Source organism: Plantibacter sp. T3, from assembly GCF_902506515.1.
Classification (GTDB): domain Bacteria; phylum Actinomycetota; class Actinomycetes; order Actinomycetales; family Microbacteriaceae; genus Plantibacter; species Plantibacter auratus.
Map to the genome: position 1 here is coordinate 2,266,392 of NZ_LR733286.1, position 15,802 is coordinate 2,282,193.

Below are 15,802 nucleotides of genomic sequence, written 5' to 3' on the forward strand. Positions count from 1 at the left end.
AATGCCAGAGATCGACATCAAACCACGCAGTCGTGCCGTCACCGACGGGATCGAGGCGACCACTTCGCGCGGCATGCTCCGCGCCGTCGGCATGGGCGACGAGGACTGGGACAAGCCCCAGATCGGCATCGCGAGCTCGTGGAACGAGATCACGCCCTGCAACCTCTCGCTCGACCGCCTCGCGCAGGGGGCCAAGGAGGGCGTGCACTCGGGTGGGGGATACCCGCTGCAGTTCGGCACCATCTCCGTCTCCGACGGCATCTCGATGGGCCACGAGGGAATGCACTTCTCGCTCGTCTCGCGCGAGGTCATCGCCGACAGCGTCGAGACCGTGGTCATGGCCGAGCGCCTCGACGGCACGGTCCTGCTCGCCGGCTGCGACAAGTCGCTGCCGGGCATGCTCATGGCCGCCGCGCGGCTCGACCTCTCCTCGGTCTTCCTCTACGCCGGATCGATCGCGCCCGGTTGGGTCAAGCTCTCCGACGGCACCGAGAAGGAGGTCACGATCATCGACTCCTTCGAGGCGGTCGGGGCCTGCAAGGCCGGCAACATGAGTGAAGAGGACCTGAAGCGCATCGAGTGCGCCATCGCCCCGGGCGAGGGCGCCTGCGGCGGGATGTACACGGCCAACACGATGGCGTCGGTCGCCGAGGCGCTCGGCATGAGCCTCCCGGGTTCGGCATCGCCCCCCTCGGCCGACCGCCGTCGCGACTACTTCGCGCACCGCTCGGGCGAGGCCGTGGTCAACATGCTCCGACTCGGCATCACCGCGCGCGACATCCTGACGAAGGAGGCGTTCGAGAACGCCATCGCCGTCGCGATGGCATTCGGCGGATCGACGAACGTGGTCCTGCACCTGCTCGCGATCGCCCGCGAGGCCGAGGTCGACCTCACGCTCGACGACTTCAACCGCATCGGCGACAAGGTGCCGCACATCGGCGACCTGAAACCGTTCGGCCAGTACGTCATGAACGACGTCGACCGTCACGGCGGCGTCCCCGTCGTCATGAAGGCGCTGCTCGACGCCGGTCTGCTGCACGGCGACTGCCTCACGGTCACCGGCAAGACGGTCGCCGAGAACCTCGCCGACATCAACCCCGACCCGATCGACGGCACGGTCATCCGCACGCTCGACAACCCGATCCACGCGACCGGCGGCATCACGATCCTCAAGGGCTCGTTCGCGCCCGAGGGCGCCGTCGTGAAGACGGCCGGATTCGACGCCGAGGTCTTCGAAGGACCCGCGCGGGTCTTCGAACGTGAACGCGGAGCCATGGACGCGCTCACCGAGGGCAAGATCAACAAGGGCGACGTCGTCATCATCCGCTACGAGGGCCCGAAGGGTGGGCCGGGGATGCGCGAGATGCTCGCGATCACGGCCGCCATCAAGGGCGCCGGACTCGGCAAGGATGTACTACTGTTGACGGACGGTCGATTCTCAGGCGGCACAACCGGACTGTGCATCGGCCACATAGCACCCGAAGCGGTGGACGCAGGTCCAATCGCCTTCGTGCGCGATGGTGATCTGATACGGGTCGATATCGCTGGCCGCTCGCTCGACCTACTCGTCGACGAAGCAGAGCTGGAAGCCCGCCGCGACGGCTGGGCGCCTCTTCCCCCGCGCTATACCCGTGGCGTTCTCGCAAAGTACTCTCGTCTCGTGCACTCCGCAGCGGAGGGCGCGATCACGGGATAACCGAGCATCTCGTTCGTGCATCTCATCGCTGAAGGAATCATCATGCCCACGGAATCCCAACCCGTGCCTCATCCCAGAACACCTGCGGCCCCGGCCGCACCGGAGATCCTGACGGGAGCCCAGGCGATCGTCCGATCGCTCGAGCTCCTCGGGGTCACCGACATCTTCGGTCTGCCCGGCGGAGCGATCCTGCCGACCTACGACCCGCTGATGGACTCGACGAAGCTCCGTCACATCCTGGTCCGACACGAGCAGGGCGCCGGCCACGCGGCCGAAGGATACGCCGCCGCCGGTGGCGGGATCGGCGTGTGCATCGCGACGTCCGGCCCCGGCGCGACGAACCTCGTCACCGCCATCGCCGACGCCTACATGGACTCGGTGCCGATGGTCGCGATCACCGGTCAGGTGTTCTCGACCCTCATGGGCACGGACGCGTTCCAGGAGGCGGACATCGTCGGCATCACCATGCCGATCACGAAGCACTCCTTCCTCGTCAAGACCCCGGAGGAGGTCCCGGCGGCCATCGCCGCGGCCTACGAGATCGCGGGTACCGGCCGACCCGGACCGGTGCTGGTCGACATCACGAAGGACGCCCAGCAGGCCGAGGCGCCGTTCATCTGGCCGCCGAAGGTCGACCTGCCCGGCTACCGCCCGGTGACGAAGGCGCACGGCAAGCAGATCCAGGCCGCTGCGCAGCTGCTCGTCAACGCCAAGAAGCCGGTGCTGTACGTCGGCGGCGGCGTGATCCGCTCCAAGGCCTCCGAGGAACTGCTCGCGTTGGCCGAGGCGACCGGGGCTCCGGTCGTGACGACGCTCATGGCTCGCGGGGCGTTCCCCGACTCGCACACGCAGCACCTCGGCATGCCCGGCATGCACGGCACCGTCCCGGCAGTGCTCGCGCTGCAGGAAGCCGACCTGCTCGTGTCGCTCGGTGCCCGATTCGACGACCGCGTGACCGGCAAGGCCTCGCTCTTCGCGCCGAACGCGAAGGTCGTCCACGTGGACGTCGACCCGGCCGAGATCTCGAAGATCCGCATCGCGGACGTGCCCATCGTGGGCGACGCGAAGGACGTCATCGTCGACCTCCAGTCGGCGTTCGAGGCAGCCGCCCGCGAGGTCACCCCCGACATCGCCGAGTGGTGGTCCTACCTCGACGGTCTCCGCGAGGAGTTCCCGCTGGGCTACGCCGAGCCGACCGACGGTCTGCTCTCGCCACAGCACGTGATCTCCCGCATCGGCGAGATCACCGGTCCGGAGGGCGTCTTCGCGTCGGGCGTCGGCCAGCACCAGATGTGGGCGGCGCAGTTCATCAAGTACGAGCGTCCGAACTCCTGGCTGAACTCCGGCGGTGCCGGGACCATGGGCTACTCGGTCCCCGCGGCCATGGGCGCCAAGGTGGCCCAGCCCGATCGCCACGTGTGGGCGATCGACGGCGACGGCTGCTTCCAAATGACCAACCAGGAACTCGCGACCTGCACGATCAACAACATCCCGATCAAGGTCGCGATCATCAACAACTCCTCGCTGGGCATGGTCCGCCAGTGGCAGACGCTCTTCTACGACGGTCGCTACTCGAATACCGACCTGAACACCGGGCACGACACCATCCGGATCCCCGACTTCGTCAAGCTGGCCGAGGCCTACGGTTGCCTCGCGATCCGCGTGACGAAAGAGGAGGAGGTCGACGCCGCCATCAAGCTCGCCCTGGAGACGAACGACCGTCCGGTCGTCATCGACTTCGTCGTGAGTGCCGACGCGATGGTGTGGCCGATGGTGCCGCAGGGCGTCAGCAACAGCTACGTCCAGTACGCCAAGGACCACAGTCCGTCGTTCGATGAGGAGGCCTGAGCATGAGCAGCCACGTCCTGAGCCTCCTCGTCGAGGACAAGCCCGGTCTGCTGACCCGCGTCGCCGGGCTGTTCGCCCGCCGGGGCTTCAACATCGAGAGTCTCGCGGTCGGCCACAGCGAGATCGAGGGTCTGTCCCGGATCACGGTCGTCGTCGACGTCGAGGAGCTTCCGCTCGAGCAGGTGACGAAGCAGCTGAACAAGCTCATCAACGTCATCAAGATCGTCGAGCTGGATCCGGCGCAGTCCGTCCAGCGTGAGCACCTGCTCATCAAGGTCCGCGTCGACAACTCCACCCGTTCCCAGGTGCTGGAAGCCGTCAACCTGTTCCGGGCCCGCGTCGTCGACGTGGCGACGGACGCCCTCGTGATCGAGGTCACGGGCGACTCCGGGAAGACGACCGCGCTCCTCAAGGTGCTCGAGCCCTACGGCATCAAGGAGATCGCCCAATCGGGTCTCCTCGCCATCGGGCGCGGCTCGAAGTCCATCACCGAACGCGTCTTCAAGAACTAGTCGCATCTGCGGCATATTGCGAAACCACAACCAAGGAGAGAACCACCAGTGACTGAGATTTTCTACGACCAGGACGCGGACCTGTCGCTCATCCAGGGCAAGAAGGTTGCCGTTATCGGCTACGGCTCGCAGGGCCACGCACACGCGCTCAACCTCCGCGACTCCGGTGTCGAGGTCGTCGTCGGCCTGAAGGACGGCTCGAAGTCGATCGCCAAGGCCGAGGAGCAGGGCTTCACCGTCAAGAACGTCGCCGACGCCTCCGCATGGGCCGACGTCATCGTCATCCTCGCTCCGGACCAGCACCAGCGCACGATCTTCGCCGAGTCCATCAAGGACCAGCTCGCTCCGGGCAAGGCGCTCGTCTTCGGCCACGGCTTCAACATCCGCTTCGGCTACATCGAGGCTCCTGAGGGCGTCGACATCTTCATGGTCGCCCCGAAGGGCCCGGGCCACACGGTTCGTCGCGAGTACGAGGCCGGCCGCGGCGTCCCCGTCATCGTCGCCGTCGAGAAGGACGAGACCGGTGGCGCCTGGGCGCTCGCCTGGTCCTACGCCAAGGCGATCGGTGGCCTCCGTGCCGGTGGCATCAAGACCACCTTCACCGAGGAGACCGAGACCGACCTCTTCGGCGAGCAGGCCGTCCTGTGCGGTGGCGTCTCGCAGCTGATCCAGTACGGCTTCGAGACCCTGACCGAGGCCGGGTACCAGCCGCAGATCGCCTACTTCGAGGTGCTCCACGAGCTGAAGCTCATCGTCGACCTCATCTGGGAGGGTGGCATCGCCAAGCAGCGTTGGAGCGTCTCCGACACGGCTGAGTACGGCGACTACGTCTCCGGCCCGCGCGTCATCGACCCGAGCGTCAAGACCAACATGCAGGCGGTCCTCAAGGACATCCAGGACGGCACCTTCGCCAAGCGCTTCATCGACGACCAGGACGCCGGCGCGCCCGAGTTCCTCGAGCTGCGCAAGAAGGGCGAGGACCACCCGATCGAGGCCACCGGTCGCGAGCTGCGCAAGCTCTTCGCGTGGAACGCCTCGAACGACGACGACTACGTCGACGGCAGCGTCGCCCGCTAGTCTCCGCTCGTCCAGCCGCTCAGCGGCACCGAGCCAGAACGCCCGCCCCGATCCGTCGGGGCGGGCGTTCCGTCGTCTGCGGGAGCCTCAGGCCGTCGCTGCTCCGGTCGTGCCCGGCTCGAGGAAGATCTCGATGACCGGGATCGGGGTGTCGGGTTCACCGATCGGCAGGTGCAGGGTCACCGTGTCGGGACCGAGTCCCTTCGGTTGGGTGTGCTGGTTCGGCAGATCGTGCTCCGGGCGATGCACCTGGAACGGCACCTCGGAGCCGTCCGACAACAGCTGCGCGTAGCGCACCCGGCCGCCGAGACCGGGCAGGTGCAGGTGCACGAACGGCCAGGCGAAGACGTGTACGTACAGCCGGTCGCCGCGTTGCGTGTATCGGACGTCGGTCGGACTGCTGAACTCCGACGGGCCGCATCCTCGGATCGCCCGCTCGTGGAGCGCGAACCAGTCGGCGAGGACGTCGAGTCGTTCGATCGCGCGAGGATCGATCGTCCCGCGCGCGGTCGGTCCGATGTTCAGCAGCATGTTGCCGTTCTTCGAGACCGAATCGATGAGCATCCGCAGGAGCAGCTCCGGCGACTTGTAGTCGAGGTTGTCGCGGTCGTACCCCCAGCTGCCGTTCAGGGTCTGGCAGGCCTCCCACCGGAGGGGGTCGCCGTCGGGACCGACCGGTGTCACCACGGGCTGGTACTGCTCGGGGGTGGTGACGTCGCCCGGGAGCTCGAGGCGGTCGTTGATGAGGATCTCCGGCTGCAGCCCGCGGATCATCTCGACGAGTTCCTCGGAGCCCCAGTCGGCGGCGCCCTTCCCCGGCAGACCTTCGATGCCCTGCGAGTAGCTGAAGTCGAAGAAGAGGTAGTCGATCGGGCCGTAGCCGGTGAGCAGCTCGCGCACCTGGCCGTGCAGGTAGTCCCGGTAGCGGGACCAGTCCCGGTCGGCGTTCGCTGCGAGCGCCTCGGGGTCGTCGCGTCGCGGGTGGATGCCGTCGACCGTGAAGTCGGGGTGATGCCAGTCGATGAGCGAGTGGTAGAAGCCGATCCGGAGCCCCTCGGCGCGGAAGGCCTCCACGAACTCCGCCACGAGGTCACGGCCGGCGGGCGTGTGCATGGACGTGAAGTCGGTGAGTGCCGAATCCCACAGGCAGAAGCCGTCGTGGTGCTTCGTCGTGAGCACCGCGTACCGGAAGCCGGCCGCCTTGGCCTGCCTGGCCCAGGCGCGGGGGTCGAACCGGTCGGGGTCGAAGTGCTCGCGGTAGCGCTCGTAGTGTTCGGCCGAGAGGTGTTCCCGCGTCTGCACCCACTCATGGCGTGCCGGGAGGGCGTAGAGGCCCCAGTGCAGGAACAATCCGAATCTCGCCTCGTCGAACCAGGCGGTGTCGGGTCGGGGGATGGTGGTCTCGGTCACGGCGGCCCTTCGATCGTCGAGTGGGTTCACGGCGGTGCGGGGGCAGGCTAACACGAAAGGTCGGATGTCTGCTGTCCGGTGGGCCGGCGCGGTCAGGACGTCGGACCTCCTGCGCGTCGACGGTTCAGGCGTCGTCGGGTTCGAAGACCTGCACGGGCACGCCGGTGTCCAGCGATGCCTTCGCCGCCAACGCGACCGTCAGGGCCGCGAGGGCACTCCGGCCGGTCACTCGGAACGGTTGGACGTCTCGCTCCACGCAGTCGAGGAAGGAGGCCATCTGTCGTCGGTAGGGATCGGTCTCGTCGAGGTCGTAGGAGCCGTGCGCGGCGGCCGATCCCAGCGCGTCGACCGAGAGCGGCGGTGCGTGGGTCAGGGACGCACCGACGAATCGGTGGGCGATGAGCCCGGTGCTGCCGAGCACCTCGATGGCCGAGCTGAATCCGAAGGCCGGCGGGAGCTCCATGGAGGTGAGGACGCGCCCGATCCCGCCGTCGGCGTAGTCGACCGACGTCTCGATCGGGCGACCGGTGCCGGTGCGTCGTGCTGACACGGATCGCGGCTGACCGAGGAGCTGGTTCAGCTGGTCGAAGTCGTGGATCGCGAAGTCGACGAGGGGGCCGCCGGAGCGTCGCTCGTCCTGCCACCACGGTGACGGGGCGGCGGGGGAGCTCAGCCGTTCGGCCGTGACGGCGAGGGGTATGCCGACAGCCCCGGCCCGCACCGCGTCGTCGATCGCCTCGTACCCGCCGAAGAACCTGACGACGTGCGCGACCATGAACGTCCGGCCGGACTCGTCGGCGGCCTGCAGGATCGCGTTGGCGTCGGCGAGCGTCAGGGCGATCGGTTTCTCCAGCAGGACGTGCTTGCCGGCACGGAGCGCCCTGACGGCGAGATCCCGATGGGTGTCGGTCGGCGTGCAGATGACGACGATCCCCACGGAGGCATCCAGGAGCGCCTCGTCGACCGAGGTGGTGAGTCGTGCGGCCGGTGCCTCCGGCATGGCTCTCGGCGACCGAGCCGAGCACAGGTAAGTGATCCGGTCGGCTGCACCGAGTCCGGCGAGCGCGCGGACGTGCGCCAGTCCCATGGCACCGGTGCCGATGACGGCGATCCGGTCCGCCATCACCGCGTCACCGCTTCTCTCCAGCAGCCAGGTCCTCGCGCAGGCGGCTGAGGGTCGCGTCGTCGACGTCCCCGCCCAGCATCCTGATGCCCAGGGCGGCGGCTCCGACGAGGCCGTCGGCGACTGGGACGAGTCGGGCCCCGGCGGCAGCCGATGACAGGCGGTCCGCGGCCGAGGGGACGGACGGGAGGAATCCGTCGACGAGCACGCTGCCGCCGACGACGAGCGTGCTCTCCCTGTGGTCCGAATCCGGAGCCAGCACCCGTTCCACGAGGACCGCCAGGCGGTCGACGGCAGCGTCGAGGATGGACCGCGCGACGTCGTCGTCCGCGGCTTGGAAGGCGAGCGGCGCCAGGCGGGCGATGGCGATGGGTGGACCGTCGTTGACCGAGCGGATGAGTGTGTCGAGTACCGGGGACCGGCGGTGGTCCGCGTCACCGGATGAGGACGGGTCCGGAGTGAACCCGACCGCCTGGGAGAGCAGCGGGGTGAGGCCCGTGCGGGGGCCGATGCCGTCGAGGTCGGCGGCGACCGCGCGGATCACGCGCCGGGCGATCCAGAATCCGGAGCCGCCATCGCCGAGGAGCCAGCCGGCACCGCCGACCTCCCGGACGACGAGACGGTCCTTGATCCGTCCCGCGACGCTCCCGGTCCCCGCGACGAGCACGACGCCGTCCGGCGACGCCGAGCCGGAGCCGTACATGCCGAGCAGATCCGGTTCGATGACGACCGGTCCGAGTCCGAGCGGTACGAGGTGTGCGTCCAAGGCGCGGCGGTAGGCGTCGGACACCTGCCCCGCCTGCGTGATCACCACGAGCGACCCGGACGGGAGGGGCGGTACGGACGACGTCGTCCTGGCCTGGTCGAGTGCGGCACGAGCCGCGAGCGCGATCTGCGTGGCAGCGCTGTCCACACCGGACGACGTCGGATTCCCGCCGCCCGCGCGCCCGGAACCGAGGCGACGTCCTGAGGCGTCCACGAGCACCGCGCGGGACGAGGTGCCGCCGGCGTCGACCGCCAGAGTTGTTTTCATCATCGTCATCATCTCGAAACATGTTGCCGTGGGCCACAACGTACTGTAAGAATCAGTTTCGCGTCACTCCAACGAAGGAGAAAAGGAATTTCCATGACTGTTTCCATCCGCAACGACCCACCGGTCGAGCACGCCACCGGCGTGACCAACCGGATTCGGTCGCGGATGCCGGAGATGTCCGGGGTCATGCTGCGTATCGCCGACTACCTGTTGGAGAACCCAGACGCGCCCCTCACCCTCACGATCGGTGAGCTCGCAGCCGATTCGGGCGTCTCAGCGGCGACCATCACCCGCTTCTGCCGGATCATCGGGTACACCGGCTACGCGCCGTTCCGGGTCGACCTCGCCAAGGACTTCGGTCGCAGCACCGCACGCGACTCCTGGCAGACCGACATCGGCCGGGCGTTCGGCCCCGACGACTCGGCTCCGGACGTCCTGAGCACGCTGCTCAACGCGCACACCCGGACGCTGCGGGAGACCGCCGACGTGATCGACCTCGAGGTCATGCTCGAGATCGCCGCAGCCATCGCGCGCGCCCGGAACGTCGACATCTACGGTGTCGGCGGCAGCGCGATGCTCGCCGACGAGATGCAGGCCAGGCTGTACCGGATCGGCATCAGCACGCACGCCTGGTCGGAGGTCCACGCGGGCCTCACGAGCGCGGCGATCCAGGGCCCGGACTCGGTCGCCTTGGGCATCAGCAACACCGGGCGCACCGAGGAGACCATCCAGATGCTCCGCCAGGCGGGTCGCGCGGGCGCGCTCACCGTGGCGATCAGCAACAACCCGGACTCCCCGCTCGTCGCCGCGTCGACGTTGGCCATCATCACCTCGGCCCACGAACGGTTCCTGCAGCCCGACGACCTCTCTGCCAAGCACGGTCAGCTGTTCGTCCTGGATCTGTTGTACCTGTTCGTCGCGCAGCAGAACTTCGAGCGCACGACCAAGCGCCTCGCGGCCTCCGCCCTCGCGGTCGCCCCGCACCGCCGACCCACCAAGGCCGGAGCCCTGTCCGAGACCGCCTCGCCCGTGGGCGTCTGAGAGGAACCGAATGAGCACCACATCCACCACCACCTGGACCGATCACGTCGATCGCTACACCGACGAGGTCACCTCGCGCCTCGCGGACATCACCCAGGCGGCCCGGTCCGGCGAACTCGACCCCGCGATCGACCTGCTGGTCGCGGCCCTCGAACGCGGAGCGGTCATCCAGGCGTTCGGCACCGGCCACTCGGAAGCGTTCGCGATGGAGATCGCCGGCCGCGCCGGTGGACTGATCCCGACGAACAAGATCGCCCTGCGGGACGTCGTCCTCCGCGGCGACCGGTCCGTCGACGACCTCGGTGGTGCCGCGCTGGAGCGCAGCGGCGACGTCGCGGCGGAGCTCTTCGCGATCTCACCGGTGGGGGAGGGCGACGTGTTCATCATCGCGTCGAACTCCGGCGTCAACGGGTCGATCGTGGGACTCGCCCTGATCGCCAAGGAGCACGGCCACTCCGTCATCGCCGTGACCTCGCTCGAGCACACCTCGCGCGTCGAGCCGAAGCACCCGAGCGGACTGCGGCTCTCCGAGGTGGCCGACGTGGTGCTCGACAACCGTGCTCCGTTCGGCGACGCGACGATCGAGGTCCAGGACGGCGTCCCGGTCGGCGCGGTGTCCTCGATCACGGCGGCCTACCTCGCGCAGCTCCTCACCATCGGCGTCGCGGCGAGGATCGCGGCGACCGGCGAGACCCCACCGCTCTACATCTCGGCCAACATCCCGGGCGGCGACGAGCACAACGGTGTGCTCGAGGACCGCTACCGGGGCCGGATCAGACGTGACGCCTGAACCCGAGGCGTCGCAACACCCGCACCACACACCCGACAACACCACCCCGACAGCACCACACCCGGGCAACACTCGAATCACTGGAAGGTAGACCGATGGACAAGCAGCCAGCAACGCTTCAACGCCGCGATTTCCTGCGAGGAGCACTCGCGACCGCGATCCTCCTCCCGCTGGGCGGGACGCTCGCGTCCTGTGTCGGCGGCGGAGGCGGGGCGACCACCACCGGCGGACCGGTCTCGGCCGACAACCCGTTCGGCATGGCCGCCAACTCGACGGTCGACGCCGTCATCTTCAAGGGCGGGTACGGCATCGAGTACACCGAGTTCGCCGGGAAGCTCGTCGAGAAGCAGCAGGCAGGCTCGACCGTCAAGGTCACGGCCGCGACGAACATCGCGCAGACCCTCCAGCCGCGGTTCGTCGCCGGCAACCCGCCGGACGTCATCGACAACAGCGGCGCCGGCCTCATCGGCATCAACACGATCCGCGAGCAGCTCGCCGACCTGACGGACGTCATCGAGGCGAAGAACTACGAGGGCAAGGTCATCAAGGACACCCTCTACCCGGGTGTCGTCGAGCCGGGCACCTTCGACGGCAAGTTCGTGCAGCTGAACTACGTGCTGACGGTCTACGCGGTCTGGTACTCGGCAGCGCTCTTCGAGGCGAACGGCTGGACGCCCCCGAAGACCTGGGCTGAGGCACTCGATCTCGGTGCGAAGGCCAAGGCGCAGGGCAAGTACCTGTTCGGTTGGGGCACCGAGGCGGCCACCTACTACCTGACGATGGCGATCGCGTCCGCGATCAAGGAGGGCGGCGACGAGGTCCGTCTGGCGCTCGAGAACCTCGAGGCGGACTGCTGGTCGAAGCCGGCCGTCCAGGACGTGCTCAAGGGTCTCAAGGCGATCATCGACGCCGGCTACGTCAAGCCCGGTGGCGCCGGAACGCAGTTCACCGCTGCGCAGGCGCAGTGGAGCAACTCGGAGGACTTCATCCTCTACCCCTCGGGTGGCTGGATCGAGAACGAGATGAAGACCCAGACGAAGGACGGATTCAAGATGACCGGCGCGCCCGAGCCGACGGTCTCCGCCGACTCAGCCCTGCCGTACTCGGCGCTGCACAGCACCGCCGGTGAAGGGTTCATCGTCCCGTCGCAGGGCAAGAACGTCGGCGGTGGCAAGGAGTTCCTGCGGGCCATGCTGTCGAACGACGCCGCGGTGAACTTCGCCAAGACGACCTTCTCGTCGACGATCGTCAAGGACACGATCCCCGAGGACGGCTTCGGCTCGACGGCGCTCGTGTCCCAGGTGAAGATGTTGAACGACGCGGGCACCGACGTGTTCTCGTGGAGCTTCATCGACCTGTACGGACTCAACACGGACCTCCTCGTCCTCTGGAACACGTTCCTGCAGGGTGGTTCCGACGTCGCCACGCTCACCAAGGGCATGCAGGACATCTCCGACAAGGTCCGTAACGACGACTCCGTGGACAAGGTCACCGTCAAATGACGGCGGTCGGCACGCCGATCGGGAAGGTGGGAGGGGCTACCCCTCCCGCCGCCCGGCGGTTGCGCCGCCGGGACTTCACGTTCGACCGGGTCTCGTTCTTCCTGGTCTTCCTGATCGTGCCGGTGGTGGGGTACGTCGTCTTCGTGGTCTCACCGTTCGCGCAAGCGGCGTACTACTCGTTGACGAACTGGTCCGGGTTCTCCCCGGGCATGGACTTCGTCGGGTTCTCGAACTACACGAAGCTCTTCCAGGACCAGACCTTCCTCCAGTCCATGGGCAACAGCGTCGCGCTCGCGATCGTCCTGCCGCTCGTGACCCTCGGGATCGCATTCCTCTTCGCCTCCCTCATCACGATCGGCGGGCCGAGCAACGGTCCGATCCGCGGCCTCCGCAACTCGAGCGTGTACCGGGTCATCACCTTCTTCCCGTACGTCGTGCCGGCCATCGTCATCGGCCTCATCTGGAAGCAGATCTACGACCCGTCGTCCGGGCTGCTGAACGGCTTCCTGACCGGCATCGGGCTCGACCAGTTCACCTCCTTCGCCTGGCTCGGTTCGCCGGACACGGCGATGATCGCGACCATGTTCGTCATCGTCTGGGGACTCATCGGGTTCTACACGGTGCTCTTCATCGCGGCGATCAAGGGCGTGCCGGCCGAAGTGTACGAGGCGGCACGGATCGACGGCGCGGGCCGCCTGCGGACCGCGCTCACGATCACGATCCCGCTGATCCGCGACAACATCCAGACGGCGTACATCTACATGGGCATCCTCGCCCTCGACGCGTTCGTGTACATGGCCGCGTTGAATCCCGGCGGCGGCCCGTCCAACACGACGCTCGTGATGTCGCAGCAACTGTTCACGACGGCGTTCACCAAGGGCCAGTTCGGCTACGCCTGCGCGATGGGGGTCGTGCTCGCGCTCGTCACCCTGATGTTCGCGGGCGTCGTCTTCCTGGTCAGCCGACTCACCGGCGGCAACGATGAAGGGGTGGCGGAATGACCGTCCAGACCACGGCGACGACCGCGAACCCAGCGGTCGTCGGAACCGGCACGCGCACACCGGCCAGCCGCAAGCCGACCACGGGCGACCGCGTCGTCGGGACGGCATCGCACACGGTGCTCATCATCTGGTCGATCGTGGTCGTCGTCCCGCTGCTCTGGACGGTCATGTCGTCGTTCAAGACGAGCTCCGAGATCTTCGCCTCGCCGTTCTCGCTGCCGTCGAAGTGGAACTTCGACAACTACGTGAACGCGTGGACGACGGCCGGTATCGGCAGCTTCTTCCTGAACTCGATCGTGGTGGTGTTCGGCGCCCTGATCGTGACCATGCTGTTCGGCTCGATGTGTGCGTACGTCCTGGCGCGGTTCCGCTTCTTCGGGAGCCGGGCCATCTACTACCTGATGCTCGCCGGTCTCACGTTCCCCGTGTTCCTCGCGATCGTGCCGCTGTTCTTCGTGCTGCAGAGTCTCGGGTTGCTCAACTCGCTCCCGGGACTCATCCTCACGTACGCGGCGTTCGCCTTCCCGTTCACGGTGTTCTTCCTGTTCTCGTTCTTCAAGTCGCTGCCGGTCTCCATCGCGGAGGCGGCCGCGATCGACGGTGCGGGGGAGTGGCGGACCTTCTTCCAGGTGATGCTGCCCATGGCGAGGCCGGGGCTCGCGACCGTCGCGATCCTCAACTTCGTGGGGCTGTGGAACCAGTTCCTCCTGCCGGTGGCGCTCAACTCGAACCCGCAGAACTACGTCCTGACGCAGGGGATGGCGTCCTTCGCCGCCCAGGCCGGGTACTCGGTGGACTTCGGTGCGCTCTTCGCGGCGTCCGTGATCACCGTGGTCCCCGTGCTCATCGTGTACCTGATCTTCCAGCGCCAGCTGCAGGGTTCGGTGTCGCAGGGCACGGACAAGTAGCGCAGCGGCGTGCGCGTCCTCGGCTCGAGCGGATCACTGGAACAATGGGTCCAATGAGCCTCCAGTCGCCAATCGCCGTCGAGATCGCCGTCCAGGACGTGGAGGGGGTCCGCATCGCCATCCGCGAGGGAGCCCAGCGGGTCGAGCTGTGCCAGGCCCTCGGCACCGGTGGGCTCACCCCCTCCATCGGACTGGTCATGGCGGCGGTCCGCGCTGCGGACGAAGCCGGGCTCAACGACTTCGTGCACGTCCTCGTGCGTCCGCGAGAGGGCGGTTTCGTCTACTCGCCCGCGGAGATCGACGTCATGTCCGGCGACATCCTCGCGCTCGAGGCCGCGGGTGCTGCGGGCATCGTCGTCGGCGCCCTCCGGTCCGATCGCACGATCGATCTGGAGGCGCTGGCGCAGCTGCGTCAGGCTGCGGGCTCGCTCGCGGTGACGTTCCACCGGGCCGTCGACGCGACGACCGACCCCGTCCGGTCCGCCGACCAGCTGCGCGACGCCGGTGTGGACCGTCTGCTGACGTCCGGCGGCGCGCGGGCGAGCATCGACGGCGCGGAGAAGCTCGCGCAGATGGCCTCGAGGGGCGACAGCTCGATGCAGATCATGGCCGGTGGCGGCGTCACGATCGATGCGATCCCCGCCCTCGCGCGGGCGGGTGTCGACGCAGTGCACCTCTCCGCCCGTCGTCGTGCCGGCCGGGTCACGGAGACCGGCCCCGGCGGAGGGTCGCCGAGCTACGACATCACGGACGCGACGACCGTCGCTCGCGCGGTGGCCGCGGCCAGGCGCGCTGCCGTCGCCGTCTGAGATCCGTCGGCACTGACGGGATCGTCGACAGGTCCCGTCGAGCGATCAGATCGCCACGATGACGAGGGCGAGGATCAGCACGAGCTGACCGATGAGCCGTGGGACGAACGGCACGGCGAGGCGGCCGAACCGCTCGGGCTGCCGTGCGGCCGCGGCGTTCGCCGGGAACACCGCGACGAGGAACACGATCAGGCAGACCACTGCGGCGAGCCTGGTGGGTGGGACGAGCAGGCCGACGCCGCCCGCGATCTCGCACACACCGGTGATGGCGACGAGCATCCGCGGTGTGATGGTGCTGCCCCGCAGGGGTCCTGGGATCATCGCGGCCATGGTCCTCGCCGGTCCCGGGAGGAAGTGGAGGACTCCCATGCCGATGAACATGATCGCGAGGACGACGGTCAGGGCGGACTGCAGGAGCGGGAACGGGTTCACCAGGCAATTCTGCTCCGTCGCGTCCGGATCGCCGCACTCGGTGGTCGGCCCGGCGGCGATAGGCTGGCGGTATGACTGAGCCGCGGGACGAAGACGCGCTGAGCTGGGCGGGCGACGACGATCCGACGCTCGACGCCTCGGCTTCCGGCGACCGGACCACGTTCGAGCCCGCATCGCCGGAGCCGATCACGCGTGGTCGGGCGACCGCGGCGGTCCAGCCGGCCGCGGAGTCGGCCGGTCCAGGCGCGGAACCGGTCGCCCCTCCTGTCGAGGTCGACGTCGCGAAGCCGACCGACCGGGTCACGGACGAGGCTGCCGCCGGAGAGCGCGAGCAGATGAGTTCGGTCATGCTGGTCACCCTCGGCATCTTCGGTGGGGTCTTCCTGCTGTACAGCGTCGGTTGGCTGATCTCGGCGTTCCGTCCTGACGCGGCCGTGCCGAGCGACGCGGTCGGCCGGTTCATGTTCGATCTCGGACAGGGACTCGCGGTCGCCGCGGGACCCGTGTGGATGGCCGCGACGCTCTGGTTGACGCGTGGCGGCAGACCCGTCGTCAGGATCGCGATGCTCCTGCTCGGTGTCGTGCTCATCCTGCCCTGGCCGTTCCTCCGAGGAGTGTGA

At 68.2% G+C, this 15,802-nt stretch carries 15 protein-coding genes; 11 read left to right on the top strand and 4 right to left on the bottom strand.

Annotated features, from left to right (window positions below; genetic code table 11):
* Nucleotide 1 precedes the first annotated feature (1 nt).
* Genes ilvD through ilvC form a run of 4 tightly spaced genes read left to right on the top strand, consistent with a single transcriptional unit; the run spans nt 2 to nt 5,133 of the window.
* On the top strand, nt 2-1,696 hold the full coding sequence (gene ilvD / locus GV015_RS10870) for a dihydroxy-acid dehydratase (protein ID WP_064296246.1): 1,695 nt from the start codon (nt 2-4) through the stop codon (nt 1,694-1,696).
* A gap of 42 nt (nt 1,697-1,738) precedes the next feature.
* The gene (locus GV015_RS10875; RefSeq protein ID WP_085510581.1) at nt 1,739-3,544 is read left to right on the top strand and encodes an acetolactate synthase large subunit; all 1,806 of its coding nucleotides are present in this window, start codon (nt 1,739-1,741) and stop codon (nt 3,542-3,544) included.
* A 2-nt stretch (nt 3,545-3,546) separates the two neighbouring features.
* Nucleotides 3,547-4,056 carry an acetolactate synthase small subunit gene (gene ilvN, locus GV015_RS10880; protein WP_064296248.1) on the top strand — a complete coding sequence of 170 codons (510 nt, stop codon included), beginning with the start codon at nt 3,547-3,549 and terminating at the stop codon, nt 4,054-4,056.
* A gap of 48 nt (nt 4,057-4,104) precedes the next feature.
* Nucleotides 4,105-5,133, top strand: a complete 1,029-nt coding sequence (ilvC, locus tag GV015_RS10885) for a ketol-acid reductoisomerase (RefSeq protein WP_064296249.1) — start codon at nt 4,105-4,107, stop codon at nt 5,131-5,133.
* 87 nt (nt 5,134-5,220) lie between these two features.
* Here the strand turns inward: ilvC and GV015_RS10890 are convergent, their stop codons facing one another.
* From GV015_RS10890 to GV015_RS10900, 3 genes are all read right to left on the bottom strand, one after another.
* On the bottom strand, nt 5,221-6,543 hold the full coding sequence (locus GV015_RS10890) for an alpha-L-fucosidase (protein ID WP_236555404.1): 1,323 nt from the start codon (nt 6,541-6,543) through the stop codon (nt 5,221-5,223).
* A gap of 124 nt (nt 6,544-6,667) precedes the next feature.
* On the bottom strand, nt 6,668-7,666 hold the full coding sequence (locus GV015_RS10895; protein ID WP_159878324.1) for a Gfo/Idh/MocA family protein: 999 nt from the start codon (nt 7,664-7,666) through the stop codon (nt 6,668-6,670).
* A gap of 7 nt (nt 7,667-7,673) precedes the next feature.
* The gene (locus GV015_RS10900) at nt 7,674-8,699 is read right to left on the bottom strand and encodes an N-acetylglucosamine kinase (RefSeq protein ID WP_159878326.1); all 1,026 of its coding nucleotides are present in this window, start codon (nt 8,697-8,699) and stop codon (nt 7,674-7,676) included.
* A gap of 93 nt (nt 8,700-8,792) precedes the next feature.
* Between GV015_RS10900 and GV015_RS10905 the strand changes: the two genes are divergently transcribed.
* The 6 genes from GV015_RS10905 (at nt 8,793) to GV015_RS10930 (ending at nt 14,750) form a co-directional block, all read left to right on the top strand.
* On the top strand, nt 8,793-9,740 hold the full coding sequence (locus GV015_RS10905) for a MurR/RpiR family transcriptional regulator (protein WP_159878328.1): 948 nt from the start codon (nt 8,793-8,795) through the stop codon (nt 9,738-9,740).
* A 10-nt stretch (nt 9,741-9,750) separates the two neighbouring features.
* Complete coding sequence (locus tag GV015_RS10910) at nt 9,751-10,530, top strand: sugar isomerase domain-containing protein (RefSeq protein WP_159878330.1); 780 nt, start codon at nt 9,751-9,753, stop codon at nt 10,528-10,530.
* Between the two features lie 95 nt (nt 10,531-10,625).
* The gene (gene ngcE / locus GV015_RS10915; RefSeq protein WP_079705609.1) at nt 10,626-12,032 is read left to right on the top strand and encodes an N-acetylglucosamine/diacetylchitobiose ABC transporter substrate-binding protein; all 1,407 of its coding nucleotides are present in this window, start codon (nt 10,626-10,628) and stop codon (nt 12,030-12,032) included.
* Nucleotides 12,029-13,033: a carbohydrate ABC transporter permease gene (locus GV015_RS10920; protein ID WP_079705610.1), complete on the top strand. Its 1,005-nt coding sequence runs from the start codon at nt 12,029-12,031 to the stop codon at nt 13,031-13,033. The genes ngcE and GV015_RS10920 overlap by 4 nt, the downstream gene beginning before the upstream one ends.
* The gene (locus GV015_RS10925) at nt 13,030-13,941 is read left to right on the top strand and encodes a carbohydrate ABC transporter permease (RefSeq protein WP_079705611.1); all 912 of its coding nucleotides are present in this window, start codon (nt 13,030-13,032) and stop codon (nt 13,939-13,941) included. Before GV015_RS10920 ends, GV015_RS10925 begins: the two co-directional genes overlap by 4 nt.
* Nucleotides 13,942-13,994: 53 nt before the next feature.
* Nucleotides 13,995-14,750 (top strand): copper homeostasis protein CutC, encoded by a 756-nt coding sequence (locus GV015_RS10930; RefSeq protein WP_159878332.1) that lies wholly within the window; start codon nt 13,995-13,997, stop codon nt 14,748-14,750.
* Between the two features lie 45 nt (nt 14,751-14,795).
* Here GV015_RS10930 and GV015_RS10935 read toward each other — a convergent pair whose 3' ends face one another.
* Nucleotides 14,796-15,182: a DoxX family protein gene (locus GV015_RS10935; RefSeq protein WP_236555406.1), complete on the bottom strand. Its 387-nt coding sequence runs from the start codon at nt 15,180-15,182 to the stop codon at nt 14,796-14,798.
* A 71-nt stretch (nt 15,183-15,253) separates the two neighbouring features.
* Here GV015_RS10935 and GV015_RS19045 point away from each other — a divergent pair, with 71 nt between their 5' ends.
* Nucleotides 15,254-15,802, top strand: coding sequence for a hypothetical protein (locus GV015_RS19045; protein WP_167374484.1), 549 nt, complete (start codon nt 15,254-15,256; stop codon nt 15,800-15,802).

Excerpts from the sequence above, each read along its gene's own strand:
- ilvD (WP_064296246.1), top strand. The coding sequence starts at position 2 with ATGCCAGAGATCGACATCAAACCACGCAGTCGTGCCGTCACCGACGGG.
- GV015_RS10875 (WP_085510581.1), top strand. The coding sequence starts at position 1,739 with ATGCCCACGGAATCCCAACCCGTGCCTCATCCCAGAACACCTGCGGCC.
- ilvN (WP_064296248.1), top strand. The coding sequence starts at position 3,547 with ATGAGCAGCCACGTCCTGAGCCTCCTCGTCGAGGACAAGCCCGGTCTG.
- GV015_RS10895 (WP_159878324.1), bottom strand. The coding sequence starts at position 7,666 with ATGGCGGACCGGATCGCCGTCATCGGCACCGGTGCCATGGGACTGGCG.
- GV015_RS10900 (WP_159878326.1), bottom strand. The coding sequence starts at position 8,699 with ATGAAAACAACTCTGGCGGTCGACGCCGGCGGCACCTCGTCCCGCGCG.
- GV015_RS10905 (WP_159878328.1), top strand. The coding sequence starts at position 8,793 with ATGACTGTTTCCATCCGCAACGACCCACCGGTCGAGCACGCCACCGGC.
- GV015_RS10910 (WP_159878330.1), top strand. The coding sequence starts at position 9,751 with ATGAGCACCACATCCACCACCACCTGGACCGATCACGTCGATCGCTAC.
- ngcE (WP_079705609.1), top strand. The coding sequence starts at position 10,626 with ATGGACAAGCAGCCAGCAACGCTTCAACGCCGCGATTTCCTGCGAGGA.
- GV015_RS10920 (WP_079705610.1), top strand. The coding sequence starts at position 12,029 with ATGACGGCGGTCGGCACGCCGATCGGGAAGGTGGGAGGGGCTACCCCT.
- GV015_RS10925 (WP_079705611.1), top strand. The coding sequence starts at position 13,030 with ATGACCGTCCAGACCACGGCGACGACCGCGAACCCAGCGGTCGTCGGA.
- GV015_RS10930 (WP_159878332.1), top strand. The coding sequence starts at position 13,995 with ATGAGCCTCCAGTCGCCAATCGCCGTCGAGATCGCCGTCCAGGACGTG.
- GV015_RS19045 (WP_167374484.1), top strand. The coding sequence starts at position 15,254 with ATGACTGAGCCGCGGGACGAAGACGCGCTGAGCTGGGCGGGCGACGAC.